The sequence below is a fragment of the Psychrobacillus sp. INOP01 genome, assembly GCF_018140925.1.
In the GTDB taxonomy this organism is placed as follows: Bacteria; Bacillota; Bacilli; order Bacillales_A; family Planococcaceae; genus Psychrobacillus.
In genome coordinates this window covers 743,746-762,019 of sequence record NZ_CP073315.1, presented here as the reverse complement: position 1 = coordinate 762,019, position 18,274 = coordinate 743,746, and the positions used below count along the sequence as shown (strand labels likewise).

The 18,274-nt window shown below is 36.5% G+C and carries 19 protein-coding genes and 1 other annotated feature; of the genes, 12 read left to right on the top strand and 7 right to left on the bottom strand.

Annotated features, from left to right (window positions below; genetic code table 11):
- Positions 1-109: 109 nt before the first annotated feature.
- Together KD050_RS03810 and KD050_RS03805 are read right to left on the bottom strand one after the other, a co-directional pair.
- Entirely contained in the window at positions 110-769 is a 660-nt protein-coding gene (locus tag KD050_RS03810; RefSeq protein ID WP_211894931.1) for a hypothetical protein, read from the bottom strand.
- Positions 762-1,283: a sigma-70 family RNA polymerase sigma factor gene (locus KD050_RS03805; RefSeq protein WP_235753912.1), complete on the bottom strand. Its 522-nt coding sequence runs from the start codon at positions 1,281-1,283 to the stop codon at positions 762-764. Before KD050_RS03805 ends, KD050_RS03810 begins: the two co-directional genes overlap by 8 nt.
- A 197-nt stretch (positions 1,284-1,480) precedes the next feature.
- Between KD050_RS03805 and KD050_RS03800 the strand changes: the two genes are divergently transcribed.
- Together KD050_RS03800 and KD050_RS03795 are read left to right on the top strand one after the other, a co-directional pair.
- A complete protein-coding gene (locus KD050_RS03800; protein WP_211894930.1) occupies positions 1,481-1,885 on the top strand; it encodes a VOC family protein in 405 nt (134 codons plus the stop codon).
- 73 nt (positions 1,886-1,958) lie between these two features.
- Positions 1,959-2,666, top strand: coding sequence for a DNA alkylation repair protein (locus tag KD050_RS03795; RefSeq protein WP_211894929.1), 708 nt, complete (start codon positions 1,959-1,961; stop codon positions 2,664-2,666).
- 147 nt (positions 2,667-2,813) lie between these two features.
- Here the strand turns inward: KD050_RS03795 and KD050_RS03790 are convergent, their stop codons facing one another.
- The 3 genes from KD050_RS03790 to KD050_RS03780 all read right to left on the bottom strand — a co-directional run bounded on the left by KD050_RS03790 (position 2,814) and on the right by KD050_RS03780 (position 6,365).
- A complete protein-coding gene (locus KD050_RS03790; RefSeq protein ID WP_211894928.1) occupies positions 2,814-3,401 on the bottom strand; it encodes an anthranilate synthase component II in 588 nt (195 codons plus the stop codon).
- Positions 3,398-4,786, bottom strand: coding sequence for an anthranilate synthase component I (gene trpE, locus KD050_RS03785; protein WP_211894927.1), 1,389 nt, complete (start codon positions 4,784-4,786; stop codon positions 3,398-3,400). Before trpE ends, KD050_RS03790 begins: the two co-directional genes overlap by 4 nt.
- Positions 4,787-4,847: 61 nt before the next feature.
- Positions 4,848-5,078 (bottom strand) — a binding site (T-box leader).
- A gap of 24 nt (positions 5,079-5,102) precedes the next feature.
- Complete coding sequence (locus KD050_RS03780; protein WP_211894926.1) at positions 5,103-6,365, bottom strand: BaiN/RdsA family NAD(P)/FAD-dependent oxidoreductase; 1,263 nt, start codon at positions 6,363-6,365, stop codon at positions 5,103-5,105.
- Positions 6,366-6,693: 328 nt separating this feature from the next.
- On the opposite strand from KD050_RS03780, the gene KD050_RS03775 reads away from it, so the two are divergent.
- Positions 6,694-8,310, top strand: a complete 1,617-nt coding sequence (locus tag KD050_RS03775; RefSeq protein ID WP_211894925.1) for a putative polysaccharide biosynthesis protein — start codon at positions 6,694-6,696, stop codon at positions 8,308-8,310.
- Between the two features lie 9 nt (positions 8,311-8,319).
- A complete protein-coding gene (locus KD050_RS03770; RefSeq protein WP_211894924.1) occupies positions 8,320-9,042 on the top strand; it encodes a pseudouridine synthase in 723 nt (240 codons plus the stop codon).
- A 37-nt stretch (positions 9,043-9,079) separates the two neighbouring features.
- Here KD050_RS03770 and KD050_RS03765 read toward each other — a convergent pair whose 3' ends face one another.
- Positions 9,080-9,301, bottom strand: a complete 222-nt coding sequence (locus tag KD050_RS03765; RefSeq protein ID WP_211894923.1) for a DeoR family transcriptional regulator — start codon at positions 9,299-9,301, stop codon at positions 9,080-9,082.
- Between the two features lie 721 nt (positions 9,302-10,022).
- On the opposite strand from KD050_RS03765, the gene pepV reads away from it, so the two are divergent.
- The 7 genes from pepV (at position 10,023) to KD050_RS03730 (ending at position 16,479) form a co-directional block, all read left to right on the top strand.
- Positions 10,023-11,429 carry a dipeptidase PepV gene (pepV, locus tag KD050_RS03760; RefSeq protein ID WP_211894922.1) on the top strand — a complete coding sequence of 469 codons (1,407 nt, stop codon included), beginning with the start codon at positions 10,023-10,025 and terminating at the stop codon, positions 11,427-11,429.
- Positions 11,430-11,431: 2 nt separating this feature from the next.
- Positions 11,432-12,283, top strand: coding sequence for a D-amino-acid transaminase (gene dat, locus KD050_RS03755; protein WP_211894921.1), 852 nt, complete (start codon positions 11,432-11,434; stop codon positions 12,281-12,283).
- The gene (gene thpR / locus KD050_RS03750) at positions 12,280-12,843 is read left to right on the top strand and encodes an RNA 2',3'-cyclic phosphodiesterase (RefSeq protein WP_211894920.1); all 564 of its coding nucleotides are present in this window, start codon (positions 12,280-12,282) and stop codon (positions 12,841-12,843) included. Before dat ends, thpR begins: the two co-directional genes overlap by 4 nt.
- A complete protein-coding gene (locus KD050_RS03745) occupies positions 12,827-13,810 on the top strand; it encodes a nuclease-related domain-containing protein (RefSeq protein WP_211894919.1) in 984 nt (327 codons plus the stop codon). The genes thpR and KD050_RS03745 overlap by 17 nt, the downstream gene beginning before the upstream one ends.
- Positions 13,803-14,720 (top strand): diacylglycerol/lipid kinase family protein, encoded by a 918-nt coding sequence (locus tag KD050_RS03740; protein WP_211894918.1) that lies wholly within the window; start codon positions 13,803-13,805, stop codon positions 14,718-14,720. Before KD050_RS03745 ends, KD050_RS03740 begins: the two co-directional genes overlap by 8 nt.
- A gap of 19 nt (positions 14,721-14,739) precedes the next feature.
- Positions 14,740-15,381 (top strand): tRNA (guanosine(46)-N7)-methyltransferase TrmB, encoded by a 642-nt coding sequence (trmB, locus tag KD050_RS03735; RefSeq protein ID WP_211894917.1) that lies wholly within the window; start codon positions 14,740-14,742, stop codon positions 15,379-15,381.
- Between the two features lie 252 nt (positions 15,382-15,633).
- Positions 15,634-16,479, top strand: a complete 846-nt coding sequence (locus KD050_RS03730; RefSeq protein ID WP_211894916.1) for a YtnP family quorum-quenching lactonase — start codon at positions 15,634-15,636, stop codon at positions 16,477-16,479.
- Positions 16,480-16,693: 214 nt separating this feature from the next.
- Here KD050_RS03730 and KD050_RS03725 read toward each other — a convergent pair whose 3' ends face one another.
- Positions 16,694-17,008 (bottom strand): hypothetical protein, encoded by a 315-nt coding sequence (locus tag KD050_RS03725; RefSeq protein WP_211894915.1) that lies wholly within the window; start codon positions 17,006-17,008, stop codon positions 16,694-16,696.
- A gap of 158 nt (positions 17,009-17,166) precedes the next feature.
- Between KD050_RS03725 and KD050_RS03720 the strand changes: the two genes are divergently transcribed.
- Positions 17,167-18,240 carry a M42 family metallopeptidase gene (locus tag KD050_RS03720; RefSeq protein ID WP_211894914.1) on the top strand — a complete coding sequence of 358 codons (1,074 nt, stop codon included), beginning with the start codon at positions 17,167-17,169 and terminating at the stop codon, positions 18,238-18,240.
- Positions 18,241-18,274 lie beyond the last annotated feature (34 nt).

Below are 18,274 nucleotides of genomic sequence, written 5' to 3'. Positions count from 1 at the left end.
TTTGAAAAGAAGTTTTAGAAATAAGATTAATTAAAAAATCATCTCGCCTCTATCTTTTCTTAGGGGGAGATGATTTTTTGTTGGATGTTTAGTGAAAGTATGATTAAAACTAATCTAAAATCTGTTCTATTTTTGGGAAGTCCGGATTTTCTAAGAGGTCCTTGCCACCATTCATTAGATATAAGTAAAGATCTCCGTTAGGAATGATTGTAGCTTTTAGTAGCTGGCCAGTCTCTGTCGAGTAAATATAACGATCGTTGTCCGTCGTCGAAGTAAGAAATTTAAAACCATCATATGCTTTAAATAATTTATCAAAGTAAATTTTATCTACTTTCATGAATATTATTGTTTCTAATTTGTCTTGATAAAAATAGAATCTTGCGATACCATCATAATCCAATATGAAGTCTGCCACACTGCCATCCTCGTGATCATCTATTGTATAATTTTCACCTAAGCGTTCTATTACTTTAGATTGTGAGTCACCTAACGTTACACCATGAAGATGTAATAATCCTTGTTCTTCAGAGAATGTAGGTTTGGTAAAATCCAATTGTATTTCGGTTGCAGACTGTTGTTCATTTTCCAATAATATTTCGTTGAAGACAAAGAGTATTGCACTTATTGTTAAAACAGCGGAGATCACTACAAATCGCCATTTATGTTTTGATCTTCTTGAAGTATTTTCTAACTCTTTTACTACGTTTTGCATAACACGTTGTTTACTAGCTGTTAAATCTTTCACTTCATTAGGTATATAATTATTCATTTAAAAGCGCCTCCCATTCTATTCCTTTCAGTCGATTTCTTAAAAGTTCTTTACTACGCCTTAATCGAGTTTTTACTGTACTTTCTGGAATGGATAAAATATGTGCAATTTCAGAAATGGTCATTTCGTTGAAATAGAAATAAATCAGAACTTCTCTCTGTTTTAAGGATAATTCAAGTATTGCTTCTCCAATAATTGCTTGCTCGTCTTTTCTAACTAATTCGTCTGTATTTCTTTTTCCAGCAGGTGAAAAGAGTTTGTTTTGTAGTTGGACTTTTCTATATGCCCAGCTTTTTAAATAATCTTTGCTTTTATTAATAGTCATCTTTGTTAAAAAAGCTTTTAACTCACCACGTTCTTCATAATTATTCTGATTATGATAAAATTTGATGAATACTTCCTGGACAATGTCTTCGGCCGCTTGGAGGTCCTTCACGTAGTATGCCAAACGTATTAAGTGTTCTGTATATTGAAACATTAATTCTTTTAAGTCATGAATATTTAACAAAACCACAACTCCTTTCGATATATATTAAACGATTCCCGAACCAGCAAAGTTTGGATTTTTCTGAAATTATTTAATGGTTTAAGAAAGGACCTTATCCTTTCGTATTTTGAATCGTGTCTTGTAAGTTTGAAAAATGATATTATGGAAATAGATGGGGAATTGTAACCTTCTAAGAGAATTATAAAACGGGAGGAGTTTAAGCAATGAGTGCATTTATTAAAAGAGTGGGGACTACATACATACCTGTTGTAGATCCTGAGAAATCTTCAATATGGTATCAGGAAATACTTGGGGCTATTGAAAACTTTAGCAATACGGATAAAGCAATTCTAGAATTTGCTGACCAAAGCTTTTTTCTTGTCAAGGCTAAAATAGGGGAGCAAACTGGATTTTTGGATAGCTATGAACAGGAACATTTTTCAATGACTTTTGAAGTTGATGGTATAGAACAATTAATAGAGTTTCATGACTTTCTTAAGGAAAAGGGAGTACGTGTTGGGGTAATTGAAGATCGTGGGCATCCAGGCAACAATTTTGTTTTCCACGATTTAGATGGAAATGTGTTTGATGTATGGAGTGAATTGAGTCCTACTTTCAAGGGTAAATAGTATTAAAATGATATAGTACTGTTTGAATGGGCAAAAAATCTAGGAAAATCGAAAAAGAAGGAAGTGCTAAGAGATGAATTTAGAGGTGGTTATGCAAGAGCTTGAAGCCCTTGGTAAGGAACGAACTAAAAAAATATACATATCTAATGGTGCTCATGAGCCGCTTTTTGGCGTGGCAACAGGTGCTATGAAGCCAATCGTAAAGAAAATAAAAATAAATCAGCATTTAGCTGATGAGTTATATGCCACAGGGAACTACGATGCAATGTACTTTGCTGGCATTATTGCAGACCCGATAGCAATGACGGAGTCGGATTATGACCGTTGGATGGATTCTGCGTATTTTTATATGCTATCCGATTATGTAGTCGCTGTAACATTATCAGAGTCAAATATTGCTCAAGAAGTTGCTGATAAATGGATTGCAAGTGGTGAAGAGCTGAGAATATCAGCGGGTTGGAGTTGTTACTGTTGGCTTTTGGGAAATCGAAAAGATATTGAATTTTCGGAAACCAAGATCTCTAATATGCTTGATATGGTAAAAAATAATATTCATGAATCGCCAGAACGAGCAAAATCCGCTATGAATAATTTTCTATACACAGTGGGAACTTCCTATTTGCCACTACATGAAAAGGTAGTCGAGACCGCAATGGAAATAGGAATAGTTGAAGTCAAACGAGACAATAAAAAAAGCAGTTTCCTAAATGCTTACGAAAGTATTCAAAAAGAAGTAGATAAAGGAAAAATTGGTTTTAAGCGCAAGCATGTAAGATGTTAAAATTAGCCTAGTATCCCTTTTTAAAAGGTTACATTTAAAGAGGGAAGTAAAGCTGCTTTTCCTTACATGGGGATAAGCAGCTTTTTCCTGTTTTTGGTTATTCCACCTAAAAAGCTCCTAGACAGATACTAGGAGCTCCGGTTTATCTTATTTTACATAATTTCTTTCAAGGGTTTCGATAAATGACTGCATCAAACGATTACCTTGCTCTGTCCCAATAGATTCTGGATGAAATTGAAGACCATAAAGAGGGTAGTTAACATGTTTGATAGCCATTATTTCATTGTCATCCTCCGCTCTAGCAAGAATCTCCAGTTGATCTATTAATGATTCTTCTTCTATTACAAGCGAATGGTATCGCATGACGGAAATTGGTGCATCAAAAGATTCGAATAAGGCTTGACTACGATAGGATAAGGTTGATATTTTGCCGTGCATAATCGTTTTTGCCTGCACAATTTTTGCCCCAAAAGCTGCTCCGATTGATTGATGACCAAGACAGATTCCTAATATCGGATATTTTTTAAATAACTTCTGAATGATATCAATAGAAATACCTGCATCAGCAGGAGTGCCTGGTCCAGGAGAAATAATAATCGCTTCTGGATTCAAATCTTCTATTTCACTTATAGTAATAGCATCATTACGAACAACTTTTACTTCTTTGCCAAGAATGCTTATTTGCTGATATAAATTATACGTAAAGGAATCGTAGTTATCGATTAATAAAATCATCGTTGCACCTCCAAAAGGGCCTTAGCTTTATGGATCGTTTCCTCATATTCACTTATTGGAATAGAATCATGTACAATACCGGCTCCAGCTTGAACATGGGAATGATGATCCTTTACAACCATTGTTCGAATTGCAAGTGCTAAATCCATATTACCAGTAACGGAAATATAGCCAACCGCCCCCGCGTAAACCCCTCGTTTCATAGGCTCTAAGTTATTGACAATCTGCATTGCTCTAATTTTCGGTGCTCCAGAAACAGTTCCCGCTGGTAGACAAGTAGTTAACACATCCAGGACATGTGCATCTTTTTTCAATTGGCCAGTAACTTCTGACACGATATGCATGACATATTTGTAGTACTCAACTTTCATATATTTCTCGACTTGAACAGTTCCGATTTTTGCAATTCGACCAATGTCATTGCGTCCTAAATCAACAAGCATCCGATGCTCTGCGATTTCTTTTTCATCTTTCAATAGCTCATTTGCAATTCGAGCATCCTCCTCAGCATTTTTTCCACGGGGCTTTGTTCCTGCTATAGGGTTCGTTGTCACTAATCCATTTTTCACCTTTACTAAGCTTTCGGGAGATGTTCCTAAAATAGTATAGGCTTCAAAGTCCATATAGAACATATAAGGAGATGGATTGGAAGTACGAAGCTGTCGATACAATGAGAAAGGGTCTCCGCTAAAGGGAGAGGTAAAACGCTGAGATAGTACAACCTGAAATATGTCGCCTCTTAAAATATGTTCCTTTGCTTTTTCCACCATATCCGTAAAGTCTTTTTCTTGAATTTGCGGTTGAAAAGCGAGCTTAGGCTCCGTACTGTCAGGAATTCTCGGTCCTTGCTGAAGCTCGGAGAAAATTTTTTCAATCGAGTTAGTCATCGCATTTTCAGAACGTCCATTTTGAAATAAATCGATAGCGGCAATGGAAACAGTTTGTTTAAGATGATCGAAAATAATAAAGGTATCGTAAAACATGACGTGTACATCTGGCATTTCTAATTCGTCGTTTAATGGAACTCCTATTTCTTCATTATAAAAGGCAGTTTCATAGCCAAAATAACCAATAGCTCCTCCAAAGAACGAAAATGGATACGGATCCCGATGAATGGGCATCATCTTTTTAAGTTTTTCTATTACTGATATTTTCTCTTGTTCGTTTACTCCGTTTTCAAACGACAACGAATATCCATGCTGGTCACCAGTTAGTTCAGCGATGGGATCCACCGCGATAAAGGAATATCTTCCGCTTTCCTCATGCTTTGCAGAGGATTCAAATAACATTTTTTTCTTGCCTTTTAATGAATGATAAATGGAAATAGGGGTCATCATATCTCCTTGAATCACTTTCATTTGATATCTTCTCGTCTCAACTGTCATTACTCAGCTCTCCTTCTCTCAACTAATCTCAACTCGACTAAACACAAAAAGGCCCTCCATCGAAAAGGACGGAGAGCCGTGGTGCCACCTTTATTGATTACTATTGTAATCCACTTATTGCAACCAAACAGTTGCGAGTCCTATAACGTAGACGAACGCCAAAACCTACTAACACTAAATGTTCGGTCTTGGAGCTAAGAAGCCCATTCACTTTATTCCTGCACTGACTTGCACCCGCCGTCAGCTCTCTAGAGCAATTCATAAAGCTACTATTCTTCCTTATCGCTTGTTATAGTTTATTGTATTATAAATTATTTTAAAATTCAATCGATTTAGCGGCACTCATCCCAGCAATTTTTCCTGTTACAAGGGCAGAGGTGATATTGTAGCCACCTGTGTAGCCATGGATATCCAATATTTCTCCACAAAAATATAGTCCTGCCTTTTTCTTCGAAGCCATAGTTTTAGGTTCTATTTCCTTGATGGATACGCCCCCACCAGTAACAAAAGCTTTTTCTAAAGGTTGTGTACCATAAACAAAGACATTAAATTGCTTGAACTCATGTGCAAGTGCTCGAATCTTTTCATGTGCCAGATTTTGGCCATCTTCACTTTCTTGAATGCCAGTACGTTGAAGTAAAAATAATAGCCATCTTTCAGGTACAATCCCTTTCCACACATTTTTTACTGCTTTTTTAGGATCTTCTTTTATAGAAGATAGTAGCATTTGGAAAGTTTGTTCTTCATTTTGTTCTGGAAGACTGTCAATTCGAACAGCAACAGGTTGTCCGCCATTTTTCTTTTGTTCCTTTACAACGAATTGACTGCATCTTAAGACGGCAGGGCCACTTAAGCCGAAGTGGGTAAACAACATATCCATTTCATGCGTAATAATTGGCTTTCCTTTTTTATTTAACACAGAAACACCAGCACCACGAAGTGCAAGTCCTTGAAGCTCTTTCGATTTGATAAATGCCTCATTGGACAATAAAGGTACCTCTGTTGGATATAAGTCTGTTACAGTATGTCCAGCTTTTTCAGCCCATGGATAACCGTCCCCAGTTGAGCCGGTTTGAGGAACTGCTTTACCACCGACCGCTACGACGATAGCACCTGAAATAATTTCTTCACCGGAAGCTAGTCTAACACCAATTACTTTTTCATCATTCATCAATAATTTGGAAACGACTGAATTTAACTTAATTTCTACTTTTAATCTTTTTAATTCATCTAGTAGGGCATTTACTACATCCATAGCCTTATTTGATACTGGGAACATTCTTCCATGATCTTCTTCTTTTAAAGGAACGCCAAGATTTTCAAAAAACTCGATTATATCTTCATTATTAAAAACAGAAAATGGGCTAAATAAAAATCGTCCATTTCCAGGGATATTTTTTACGATTTCTTCTTGAGGTAGCCTATTAGTAACATTACAACGCCCGCCACCTGATATAGCGAGCTTTTTCCCTAGCTTGTTGCCTTTTTCGATAAGTAGTACTCTCTTGTTTTCTGCACCAGCAGCTGCAGCGGCCATTAATCCCGAGGGACCCCCACCAATTACAATAACGTCATACATAATAAATTCACACTTTCAGTTTTTTCTTTATTATACATGATTGTGGTTTTGTTTAGACAGTTGTAAACTGTAAGATAGACATTTTAACTTCATTAAGCAAATGTTTTATTGCGACGAGCTTGCGCAGGAGCAGAATTATCCCGCTTTTATAAGTGGTGAGGTGAATGCAAGATATGTATTCAACTAAGTGGTGTCTACAAACCCCTGCTTAATAAAGTTAAGGCCTCTGGCGGATGCCACAGATTTTTAGATGAATTTCTCAAGCAAGTTCGAGAAAAATCTGGGCACTTATTCACCGAGGCGAATATGATAAGAATGGACGGGTTAGATGGCATCGAATTTATTGAAAGGGACAATGATCCTAACGGTCGGTCTCTTATTATCAAGAATACTAGGTGTTCTTTATGTAATACCTTTTTACCAAATAGTGGGGGAAGAGTATATTGCCCTTTATCAATACGCTTATACTCCTTATTCCATTATGCTAGCAATTGCAGTTTCTGGAGTCCCAGTTGCCGTTTCGAAGTTTGTATCTAAATATAATTCGCTAGGAGATTATGCAACTGGCAGAAAGCTAGTGAAGTCGAGTATGCTACTCATGACAGTGACAGGATTCTTAGGCTTTTTAATCCTTTTTTTCCTTGCTGATCCTATTGCTCATCTAATTATTAAAGATGATGAAGCAGTATTTTCAGTAAATGATGTAGCGTCTGTGATAAAATTTGTGAGCTTTGCTGTAATTGTTGTTCCAATAATGAGCTTAGTAAGAGGATTTTTCCAAGGCTATCAACATATGACACCTACGGCAGTTTCTCAATTGTGGGAACAGATTGTTCGAATTCTTTTTGTACTAGTCGGTGGTTTCTTTGTTGTATACATATTTAACGGTACAGAGAAGACTGCAGTTTCCTTTGCTGTATTTGCAGCGTTTTTAGGGGCAATTGCGGGATTGGTAGTTTTACTTTGGTATTGGAGAAAACTGAAGCCGGAGTTTAACAATTTGTTAACTACTTCAGGTAAAGTTAGTTCAGATGTGTCGTTAACAAACATTTATAAAGAAATGTTAATTTATACGGTACCTTTTGCGCTTGTAGGGGTTATTAATCCCTTGTTCCAATTTATCGATATGATTACGTTTAATAGTGCGATGTCTATAATTGGGATAAGTGGGGATATATCTAACACATTATTAGGTATGTTGAATTACAGTACCCATAAGCTTGTGATGATTCCGGTTATGTTAGCAACTGGATTCAGTATGACGTTGATCCCTTTGATCACTAGTTATTATGCAAAACAAGACTTTGTGCAGGTTCGTAAAGCATTGGACCAATCTTTCCAAATATTGTTATTTTTAACGGTACCTGCAGCCATGGGGATTTCTGTGTTAGCTGATGAGTTTTACTTAGTGTTTTATGAAGCGAGTGAAACAGGCGCAACAGTGCTTGCACATTACGCTCCAGTTGCAATTTTATTTGCGTTGTATCCTGTAACTACTTCTATATTGCAAGGAATTGATCGACAAAAGTTAATAATACTAAACTTATTGCTTGGAATACTGACGAAGCTAGTTCTAAATACGCCGCTTATTAAAGCGTTCGAAACAGATGGTGCAATTATAGCTACAGCCTGCGGTTATATAGTGGCAATTGGATTGAATATGTTTGCTATACACAAAACGCTACATTATAAATCGAATATGGTCATTCGTAGAATTATGCTTATATTAATAGTGAATGCAGCAATGCTAATACTTGTGTTTATAGTGAAATTAGGATTTGGACAGTTAATGTCCATTGATACCAAGCTAGAAGGGTTACTTGCAATAATCGTTTGTGCAGGTATTGGAGCAGTATTTTATGCTTTTGTTACTTTGCGATTGGGCCTTGCTCAAAAACTATTTGGGGATAGACTTACCCGTTTTACGAAAAAAATTGGTTTTTAGGAGAATAAAATGCGATTAGATAAATTTCTATCTCATATGGGATATGGTACAAGGAAAGAAGTAAAAATATTGGTCAAATCTAAAGCTATTCAAGTAAATGAGGCTGTTGTAAAAGACAGCTCCATGCACGTGAATGAGTTAAAGGATAGAGTGACGGTTTACGGTGAATTAGTTAAATATAAAGAGTTCATCTATTTAATGATGAATAAACCACCTGGAGTAATTTCTGCGACCGAGGATTCTAGGGATCAAACAGTTATAGATTTATTAGAGGATGATGTTCGCCATTTTGAACCATATCCAGTAGGAAGATTAGATAAGGATACAGTTGGACTTCTTTTATTGACAAATGACGGTGCATTAACACATCGACTTCTTTCACCGAATAAGGATGTACCAAAAGTGTATTATGCTAAAGTGGAAGGTGCAGTAGATGAATCGGATATTGCAGCCTTTTCCGAAGGTGTGGTTTTGGAAGATGGCTATCATACAAAGCCTGGCCTACTAAAAATTTTAAAAAGTGGTCCTATTTCTGAAATAGAATTATCCATTACAGAAGGTAAATTTCATCAAGTAAAAAGAATGTTTGAATCGGTGGGGAAAAAAGTAGTTTATTTAAAAAGGCTTTCAATGGGAACGTTATTGTTAGACAGTTCTCTTGTAGAAGGCGCATACAGAGAATTAACTGAAGTAGAGTTAGAACAAATACAGCAAAAGAATGACCTCGCTTAAATCCTGAGCATGGTCATTCTTTTCATATTGTTCGTATCTAAGATGTCAATTTAACTCGTTTGTTCGTCGTGGTCCATTTGCCTCTTGTAGGACTAATGACTAGGTCATTAAAAGCAAGCACATTCAAATCTCGTTGAATCGTGCGAGGAGTGATGCCGAATTCATTGACTAAGTCTTGTGTTGTAACTGTTCCATTATCCCGGATGAACATATACATGTCTTTTATTCGAGTTAGCATCCGATCAGTAGTTGGTTTCATAAGTAACCACTCCTTCATCATGATATCTCTTGGCTAGACTAGCGGACGACTTGGGTGAAAAGCAACTGAGTAATTGCAATTTACAGCCCCTTTACAAAATGATTGTCAAAATATTTACTTTCTGACAATTCCATTATAGTAGATTTCTATTGAAATTTCTATAGATATTATGATATTTACAAATAATTCACATTTCTCTTAAGTTTGGTAACATGCAAAAAAAATACAATAAATGCAGGATAATTAGTTTCATAATTGAGTATATATTAGTGAGATCCGGACAAAATTGTTTTCCAATCTAGGCGGAGTCGGATGGTCCGTGAGCCTCCGGACAAATGTGAAAATAGAGACCTATAGCGTATTTACAAAGGAACGATGGCTAAATGCGCCACCTCGTGTCAACGTCTTCGTGACAAACTTCCTGTTGGCCTCCACTGGAGTCCCCGCTTGCCGCTCCAATAAATAATATCCACTTTGTGTCAGCGAATGTAAAATAAAGAGAAAAATTTACCAGTTTGAAAGTAAATAACCTTTGAGAGCAAGTAAGTTATTAGGATAAGCAAGTAAATTACTCGTGAACGCAAGTAACAGACATGTCAAAGCTAGTAAATGGTCTTCATGAGAAAATATCTAAGAAGGATATAAAATGCCTTCTTTTTTTGTGTCTTTTTCTATAAAAAGTGTAAAATGGAGTATAAGCATTATTTAGGAGGAAACAAATTTGAACTGGTTAGAACTAGCAGAATCTAAAAAAGCAGATATCGTAGCAGAATTACAAAGATTAATACAAATTCCAAGTGTGATGGATGAAAAAGCAGGTAATGATGAAATGCCTTTTGGTCCTAAACCATTAGAAGCTCTTTTACACATGTTAAATGAAGGTGAGCAAGAAGGATTTATAACAAAGAACGTGGATAATGTAGCTGGACATATTGAAATGGGTGAAGGGGAAGATATTTTAGGAATTCTTTGTCATGTGGATGTTGTACCAGAAGGTAAGAATTGGACATATCCACCCTTTGAAGGTGTTGTAGCTGATGATAAAATCTATGGCCGCGGTGCTATTGACGACAAGGGACCAACTATAGCTGCCTGGATGGCGATGAAATTAGTGAAAGAGGCAGGAATTGAGCTTTCGAAAAAAGTCCGTCTTATCATTGGAACAGACGAAGAAAGTGGATTCCGTTGTATGGATCGATATTTTGAAAAAGAAGCAATGCCCCAAATGGGATTTGCCCCTGATGCAGATTTTCCGATTATTAATGCAGAAAAAGGAATTGCAAATCTAATCTTTACTCAAACTGGTTCAGCTGATACAGAAACGATTCAATTTTTCCAAGCAGGTAAACGTACAAATATGGTGCCGGACGAAGCTTTTGCAGTATTGTTTGGTGGTCTACATATGATCAAAGAAAAGTTCCAAGCGTTTGCAGCAGAACATAATATAAATGGGGAAGTCTCGCAAGAAGGTCCGATGGTTAAAGTATTTGTACATGGGAAATCAGCACATGCTATGGAACCAGATGATGGTGTTAATGCGGGAATTTTATTGGCGAAATTCTTACAAAATATTAATTTGACTCCTCATTCAAAAGCATTTGTTAACTTTTTAGTAAATTCCTTTGGAGAAAATAGCAGAGGGCATGCACTGGGACTTAATTTTACAGATGAAATTTCGGGGGAAACGACTTTAAATCCAGGGGTCATTCATTATGCACCTGCACAGGGATCTTGCACACAGGTGAGTATGCGTTATTCTGTAAGCTATCCTTTCGACGAAGCATTAAGTGCGTGTAGAGATGTGCTTAGTGGTACAGGTATCACATTGGACTTGGGTACTAATTCTAAGCCGCATCATGTCGATAAAGAAGATATACTTATTAAAACATTACAAAAAGTATACGAAAAACATACTGGAGAGAAAGCAGAGCTATTATCTATCGGTGGTGGCACGTATGCTAGGGTATTAGAAAAAGGGGTAGCATTCGGTATGCTTTTCCCAGGTAGAAAAGATGTAGCACATCAAGTAGATGAGTATGTAGATATTGAGGATTTAGTTAAAGCAACGGCTATTTATGCAGATGCTATAGTGGAGCTTGCTGGAAGTTCAAAATTGGAGGAGGAATAAGTATGGTAAAAGTATTATGGAATGATCAATTTGTACAAGAAGAAGATGTGAAAATTGGTTACGAAGATCGTGGCTATCAATTTGGTGATGGAATTTATGAGGTGATTAAAATATATAACGGAGATATGTTCACTGCAACAGAACATATTGATCGATTGTATGCGAGTGCTGACAAAATTCAATTAGTCATTCCATATACAAAAGACGTTATGCATAAAATGCTACACGATCTTATAGAAATGAACGAGCTTCATAATGGGCAAGTGTATCTTCAAGTTACACGTGGCACTAGCATGCGTCAACATAATTTCCCAGTTCCTGCGGTGGAATCTGTCTTAACAGCATATACAAAAGAAACGACACGTCCTCTAACACAGTTAGAAAATGGAGTAAAAGCTTGCTTTGTAGAAGATATCCGCTGGCTTCGTTGTGATATCAAATCGTTAAATTTATTAGGGAATGTTCTTGCGAAACAGGAAGCGATAAGTAAAGAATGCTATGAGGCGGTATTACATCGTGGAGAAACGATTACAGAAGGTTCATCTTCTAATATGTACGGTATTAAAGATGGTGTTTTATACACTCATCCGGTTTGCAATTTAATACTTAATGGAATTACTCGCCAAGTTATTTTAAGCTGCTGTGAAGAAGTAGGGCTGCCAGTAGTTGAGGAGGCATTTACAAAAGCACAGGCACTTGAGATGGATGAAATGTTAATGTCTTCTACAAATGCGGAAGTAATGCCAATAATTTCGATTGACGGTAAATTAATTGGCAACGGAAAACGTGGCGAATGGGCTGAAAAGCTTCAAGTAGCATTTGAAAAAAGAATTCCTTCGTCCGTAGAAGTATGACGAAGCATTATTTTATCGCTATAAAGATTCCGGAGCAGGTAGCATCTGCAATTATTCAGGAACGTGATAAAACAAATTTACACGCGACACATAAAACATTACCAGTAGCAGAGGATCTTCATATAACACTCTATTATCTAGGGCATGTAGAAGAAAGTACATTAGAACAAATAATTCATTCTCTTCACCTGTTAGAGTGGGATTCATTTGAACTGAAAACACGAGGAGTGGCCCATTTTGGAAATGAAACTACTCCTCGAGTTGTGTATACTGCCTTGGAAAAAAGTAATCCTTTGCAATTATTACAGCAAAAAATTGTGCGGCAGTTGGAGGATTTTATCGAAGTACAGAAAAAAAACGAATTTACTGCCCATATTACAATCGCAAAAAAATGGGCTACTAAAGAATCGTTAAATTTAATTGAGTTTACGCTACCTGATTTGGTATTTAATGTTTTAAGCTTTTCTATTTATACGATTAATCCGAATCGTTCTCCGCGTTATGAAGAAATAAGTACAGTTCAGTGGAGGAGGGGAGAAAAGAATGGCCCAACTAGTTAAACTACAAGATTATGTTTCGCGTTATCAAATTGATTTAAAAAGATACCCAACTCAGTTTGTGAGATTAAAGAAACAACAATGGGATCGAACAAAGGAAGAGTGGGAACGAGGTTCTTTTAATGCGGATTGGATCGAGAAAGAAGAGGAAGTTGTTGTAGAATACGAGAAAAAGTCAATTTTCTCTATTCTTTTTCCAAAGCATAAAAAAGAAATAGCAGAAGATATAGATTGGCAAAATGATGAACTGACCGAAGAGGTACCGATCCCAGAAGAATCTAGTACTTTACTTTTTGAACCCAAACTAGTATATAAGCCTCAAACAATAGAAGAGTTAAAGCGAATGTATTTAGATCAGTTATTTCATTTTCAATTAAAATGGGCAAGCTCCACTTTACGTGAAAAGTCTTATGTAGATCCAAAATATATGCGTGATTCACTGCTGAGAGATTTTACTCAGAAACTACCGGATAATTATTTTTTATTTTATTATCCTATTTTAAAGCTTAAAAAAGCACCAATTGAGTTAGATATTATACTAATACTTCCTACTGAAGTTGTGTGTATTGTAGTTCTTGAGGACAAAACTTCCGATGCGTTTATAGGAAGTGGGGAACGATTTTGGCTAAAGAAAAGTGGAAAAGAAGAAAAGAAAATATTAAATCCTACAATTAATCTAAATCGAATGGAATCTATTTTGGGGCAGATTTTCGAAAAACAAGAAATAGAGTTACCGATAAAAAAAGTAATTCTTTCAAGGAATGGTTATATTGATTATCCAGGAAACTCGTTTCATACTGAATTTATCGATACTAGAAAATTTCCAGAATGGTTTTTATCTTTGAAATCATCCCATTCTCCGATGAAGCATATGCAATTTAAAGCAGCGCAAGCCATTTTGGACCTAGTACAAACCACTTCGTATTCAAGATCTAGTTGGGATATAGGTAGTGAGGAATCCAATGAGTAATGTAGTCTTTATCGTAAATGAGTATGCAGGTAATGGGTTAGGTAAGAAGGTGTGGAAAAGATGGAAAGAAGCTATCGATTTTCCTCACTCGGTTTATATAACAGAACGAAAAGACCATGCCACGGAAATAGCAAAAAAATGCGCGGAATCTACAGATGATTTGCTAATAGTCGGTGTTGGTGGTGATGGTACTATTCATGAAATAATCGTCGGTGTAGTTGGTTTTGAGCATGTTCGAATTGGTATTATTGCTGCAGGAAGTGGAAATGACTTTGGCCGAACATTTTCTGTTTTCCGTACCTTGGAGGAGCTACAGGCGTTTGCTGTTAGCAATTTTCACACAAAAATGGATATTGGGACCGTACAAACTCCAAGTTCAGCATACCAATTTGTTAATAATGCAGGATTTGGATTTGATGCAAAAGTTGCTTATCTGGCGAATTATTCTGCGTGGAAAAGTAGGTTAAACCTATTAAAACTAGGTAAACTTGCATACATATTATATCTTATTAAAGAGTTATTTACATTTAAAAAATTCTCTTACACCCTACATATTCAAGATGAAGTTATCCGATTTGATGATGTGTGGTTTTTTGTTATTTGCAATCAGCCATTTTTTGGAGGGGGAATGAAAATTTCACCAACGTCTATCCCTAATGATCAATTACTAGAAATAACGGTCGTAAACAAATTATCAAGATGGAAATTATTATTTATTTTTGGTACAGTATACTTTGGAAAACATACTAAATTTAAAGAAGTTACACAGTTTCAAGCATCTGATTTTAATATAGTTATCCATGATGAAGTATTTGGCCATGTAGATGGTGAGTTTTCTTGCGTAACCGATAAAGATACAACTTATACATGTTCTGTAGTAGCAAATGCGTGGAATATAGCAAACCGTTAAAGAAAAGGGAGTTTAAAGAATGAGGTTAAGAAATAAACCATGGGCAGAGGAATTTATCAATGCTCATCCAGAAATAGTTATCCCGAATCCAGAAGAGATTAAAGGGAAATGGGATGTCGAATTTAAGAATGATCATCCATTACACATCGAAGTAGGTTCAGGAAAAGGGCAGTTTGTAACAGGAATGGCCAAGCAAAATCCTGAAATCAATTATATCGGCATCGAGCTGTATGACAGTGTGATTGTGTCTGCATTGGAAAATGCTATTGCAGCTCAGCCATTACCAAATTTACGATTATTGAAAGTTAACGGAGCAGATCTAGCGAAGTATTTTGAAAAAAATGACGTAGATCGTGTGTATCTAAATTTCTCTGATCCTTGGCCGAAAACTAGACATGCTAAACGACGTTTAACACACGAAGAGTTTTTAGAGCTTTACAAATCAATCTTAGTGGACAATGCTGAAATTCATTTCAAAACAGATAATCGTGGACTATTTGAATATTCCTTAACGAGCATGTCAGCTTTTGGTATGCTTATCAAAGATGTATCACTCGATTTACATGTTAATATGCCTGAGGATAATATAATGACGGAATATGAAGAGAAGTTTTCCGCAAAAGGACAACCGATATACCGAGTAGAAGCAAAATACGTTTAACTTCTTCATCAATGTTTATTGCGACGAGCTTGCGCAGGAGCAGGTTGTTTATTGCGACGAGCTTGCGCAGGAGCAGAAGTCTCCCATTTCTATAAGTGATGAGATGAATGCAAAGTATTTATCCAAATCAGGGGGGCACAACTCCTGCTGATTAAAGTGAAAGCCTCCGGCGGATGCCACAGATTTTTATCGAGCTCGATAAAAATCTAGGCTTAAATATGTCGAGGCATATTTGATAAGGGGCGTGGGAGAATGGACACATTTAAATTTCATGAAATGTCATTCACATGGTTAAAGGGAGGAACAACTTTTATGGACGGGGGTGCCATGTTTGGAGTTGTCCCAAAACCATTATGGGAAAAGAAATATCCTGTCAATGAGAAAAACCAAATTGAATTACCATCAGATCCATTACTGATCCAATATAAGGGGCAAAATATTTTATTGGAATCAGGCCTGGGTTATCGAAAAATGACCGAGAAACAATTACGAAACTATGGTGTTTCCGATCAATCACAAGTAGAAGATAATCTTGTAGAACTAGGATTATTACCAGAGGACATCCATATTGTCATGATGACTCATCTCCATTTCGATCACGCCTGTGGTCTGACAAAATGGGAAGGAAACCAAATTGTTTCCACTTTTCCAAATGCTAAAATATATGTATCCGATATTGAATGGCATGAGATGAAAAATCCCAATATTCGCTCCAAAAATACATACTGGAAAGAAAATTGGGAAACAATTGAGAACCAGGTAATTCCGTTCACTAATTCTTTCGAGGTAATAGAAGGAATCGAAATGATTCATACTGGAGGTCATAGTGACGGTCATAGTATTGTTCTATTCAAGCAGGCGGAGGATACTGTAATACATATGGCAGATCTTATGCCTACCCATGCACACCAAAATCCACTTTGGGTGCTTGCGTATGATGATTATCCAATGACATCTGTGTATGCGAAAGAAAAATGGGTTAAACAAGCACTTCAACACAATTACTGGTTCAGTTTCTACCACGATGCCTTCTATCGAATGATTAAATGGTCCGAAGATGGAAAAGAAATAATGGATTTAGTTGAAAGAAGTCGGTAAATAGAAGCGAGTGGTGACATTGTCATCGCTCGTTTTTTATTATATTTGAATGTTATAAATCCAGCGTTCCTGATGCCTTAAGAATTAAGCAATACAGCTGATTTCCGTTTCATTTGGACGCTTTCTGCGTCCGCCTGGAGCGGAAATCAACTTTGTTCGGATTTCACAAATCAATACTCCTCTATGAAATATGAAATTGATTCTTTTCCAAAACTTAGATCTTCACCAAGTCCACCACGGATCCTGTTTTTGCATCTGCGGCAAACTCATATTGCTCGAGTTCACCGTTCTTTACCCGGGAAATGCCACCTTTGTAAACTTTCATGTTAATAGCTGCTTTTTGAAATTTTTCAGGTGTCATATATATCCATGATCCGTCAATAGGACCCTCTTTTTTGAAAGAATTTTTAATTTCATTTAATACTAACTCTGCTGAACGATTGAAATCCATCTTATTTGTAGCTTGACTGGCAATAACCCCAATAACAATTCCAGTTCCAAGTCCCATCATATAATCCTTTATTTTCATTAGTATTCCTCCCTATCCCATTTTTTTTAGTGTATCATACATCCACGTTACGATTAAATTTTTCGGTTCACGAAGTTTTAATGTAGTAAACGAACCGATCTTTTATTACAATAGAAGGTGAAGATAATTTTCTACATAGCTTTAGGAGGCTTTTTTATATGAATGAAGAGACGCGCTCACTATTTAAAACGTTGACAGAACTACCAGGAGCTCCTGGTAATGAGTATGCTGTTCGTGCCTTTATGCGCAACGAACTGACTAAATATTCAGATGAAATTGTTCAGGATAATTTAGGTGGCATATTTGGGCTTAAAAAAGGAGACGAAAATGGTCCGAAAATTTTAGTTGCAGGTCATATGGATGAAGTTGGGTTTATGGTTTCTGGAATCACGGATAATGGAATGGTTCGTTTTCAACCCTTAGGTGGTTGGTGGAGCCAGGTTCTTCTTGCGCAACGAGTAGAAATTGTCACTAAAGATCAAACAATTCCTGGAGTAATCGGTTCTATTCCTCCACACTTGTTAAGCGATGAACTTCGAAACAAACCGATGGATATAAAAAATATGTTAATTGATGTTGGAGCAGATGATAAAGAGGATGCTCTACGAATGGGTATTAAACCAGGAGATCAAATCTTACCGGTTTGTTCATTTACACCAATGGCAAATGATAAAAAAATTATGGCAAAGGCTTGGGACAATCGTTATGGTTGTGGATTAGCAATTGAGCTTTTAAAAGAAGTACAAAACGAGCAATTACCGAATATGCTTTATTCTGGTGCAAACGTAATGGAAGAAGTTGGCCTTAGAGGAGCACAGGCATCTGCGAACATGATTAATCCTGACTTATTCTTTGCCCTAGATGCAAGTCCTGCAAATGATGCTTCAGGTAACAAAAATGAATTTGGACAACTAGGAAAAGGGGCACTTCTACGAATTTTCGACCGTACAATGGTGACGCACCGTGGAATGCGTGAATTCGTTTTAGATACTGCAGAAACACATAAAATTCCATATCAGTATTTCATTTCACAGGGCGGAACAGACGCTGGGCGTGTTCATACATCGAATGAAGGTATCCCAAGTGCAGTAATTGGGATTTGCTCGCGATATATTCATACATCAGCTTCTATTATTCATACAGATGATTACACCGCAGCGAAAGAGCTTATTGTAAAACTAGTTAAAGCATGCGATCGTACAACTTTGGAGACGATTAAAGCGAACGTTTAATGAACAAATTTTCAATGGAAAATATAATTTAACT

Excerpts from the sequence above, each read along its gene's own strand:
- KD050_RS03770 (WP_211894924.1), top strand. The coding sequence starts at position 8,320 with ATGCGATTAGATAAATTTCTATCTCATATGGGATATGGTACAAGGAAA.
- KD050_RS03775 (WP_211894925.1), top strand. The coding sequence starts at position 6,694 with ATGGCATCGAATTTATTGAAAGGGACAATGATCCTAACGGTCGGTCTC.
- dat (WP_211894921.1), top strand. The coding sequence starts at position 11,432 with ATGGTAAAAGTATTATGGAATGATCAATTTGTACAAGAAGAAGATGTG.
- trmB (WP_211894917.1), top strand. The coding sequence starts at position 14,740 with ATGAGGTTAAGAAATAAACCATGGGCAGAGGAATTTATCAATGCTCAT.
- KD050_RS03720 (WP_211894914.1), top strand. The coding sequence starts at position 17,167 with ATGAATGAAGAGACGCGCTCACTATTTAAAACGTTGACAGAACTACCA.
- KD050_RS03800 (WP_211894930.1), top strand. The coding sequence starts at position 1,481 with ATGAGTGCATTTATTAAAAGAGTGGGGACTACATACATACCTGTTGTA.
- KD050_RS03795 (WP_211894929.1), top strand. The coding sequence starts at position 1,959 with ATGAATTTAGAGGTGGTTATGCAAGAGCTTGAAGCCCTTGGTAAGGAA.
- KD050_RS03745 (WP_211894919.1), top strand. The coding sequence starts at position 12,827 with ATGGCCCAACTAGTTAAACTACAAGATTATGTTTCGCGTTATCAAATT.
- thpR (WP_211894920.1), top strand. The coding sequence starts at position 12,280 with ATGACGAAGCATTATTTTATCGCTATAAAGATTCCGGAGCAGGTAGCA.
- KD050_RS03725 (WP_211894915.1), bottom strand. The coding sequence starts at position 17,008 with ATGAAAATAAAGGATTATATGATGGGACTTGGAACTGGAATTGTTATT.
- KD050_RS03780 (WP_211894926.1), bottom strand. The coding sequence starts at position 6,365 with ATGTATGACGTTATTGTAATTGGTGGGGGTCCCTCGGGATTAATGGCC.
- trpE (WP_211894927.1), bottom strand. The coding sequence starts at position 4,786 with ATGACAGTTGAGACGAGAAGATATCAAATGAAAGTGATTCAAGGAGAT.
- KD050_RS03765 (WP_211894923.1), bottom strand. The coding sequence starts at position 9,301 with ATGAAACCAACTACTGATCGGATGCTAACTCGAATAAAAGACATGTAT.
- KD050_RS03790 (WP_211894928.1), bottom strand. The coding sequence starts at position 3,401 with ATGATTTTATTAATCGATAACTACGATTCCTTTACGTATAATTTATAT.
- KD050_RS03740 (WP_211894918.1), top strand. The coding sequence starts at position 13,803 with ATGAGTAATGTAGTCTTTATCGTAAATGAGTATGCAGGTAATGGGTTA.
- KD050_RS03730 (WP_211894916.1), top strand. The coding sequence starts at position 15,634 with ATGGACACATTTAAATTTCATGAAATGTCATTCACATGGTTAAAGGGA.
- KD050_RS03810 (WP_211894931.1), bottom strand. The coding sequence starts at position 769 with ATGAATAATTATATACCTAATGAAGTGAAAGATTTAACAGCTAGTAAA.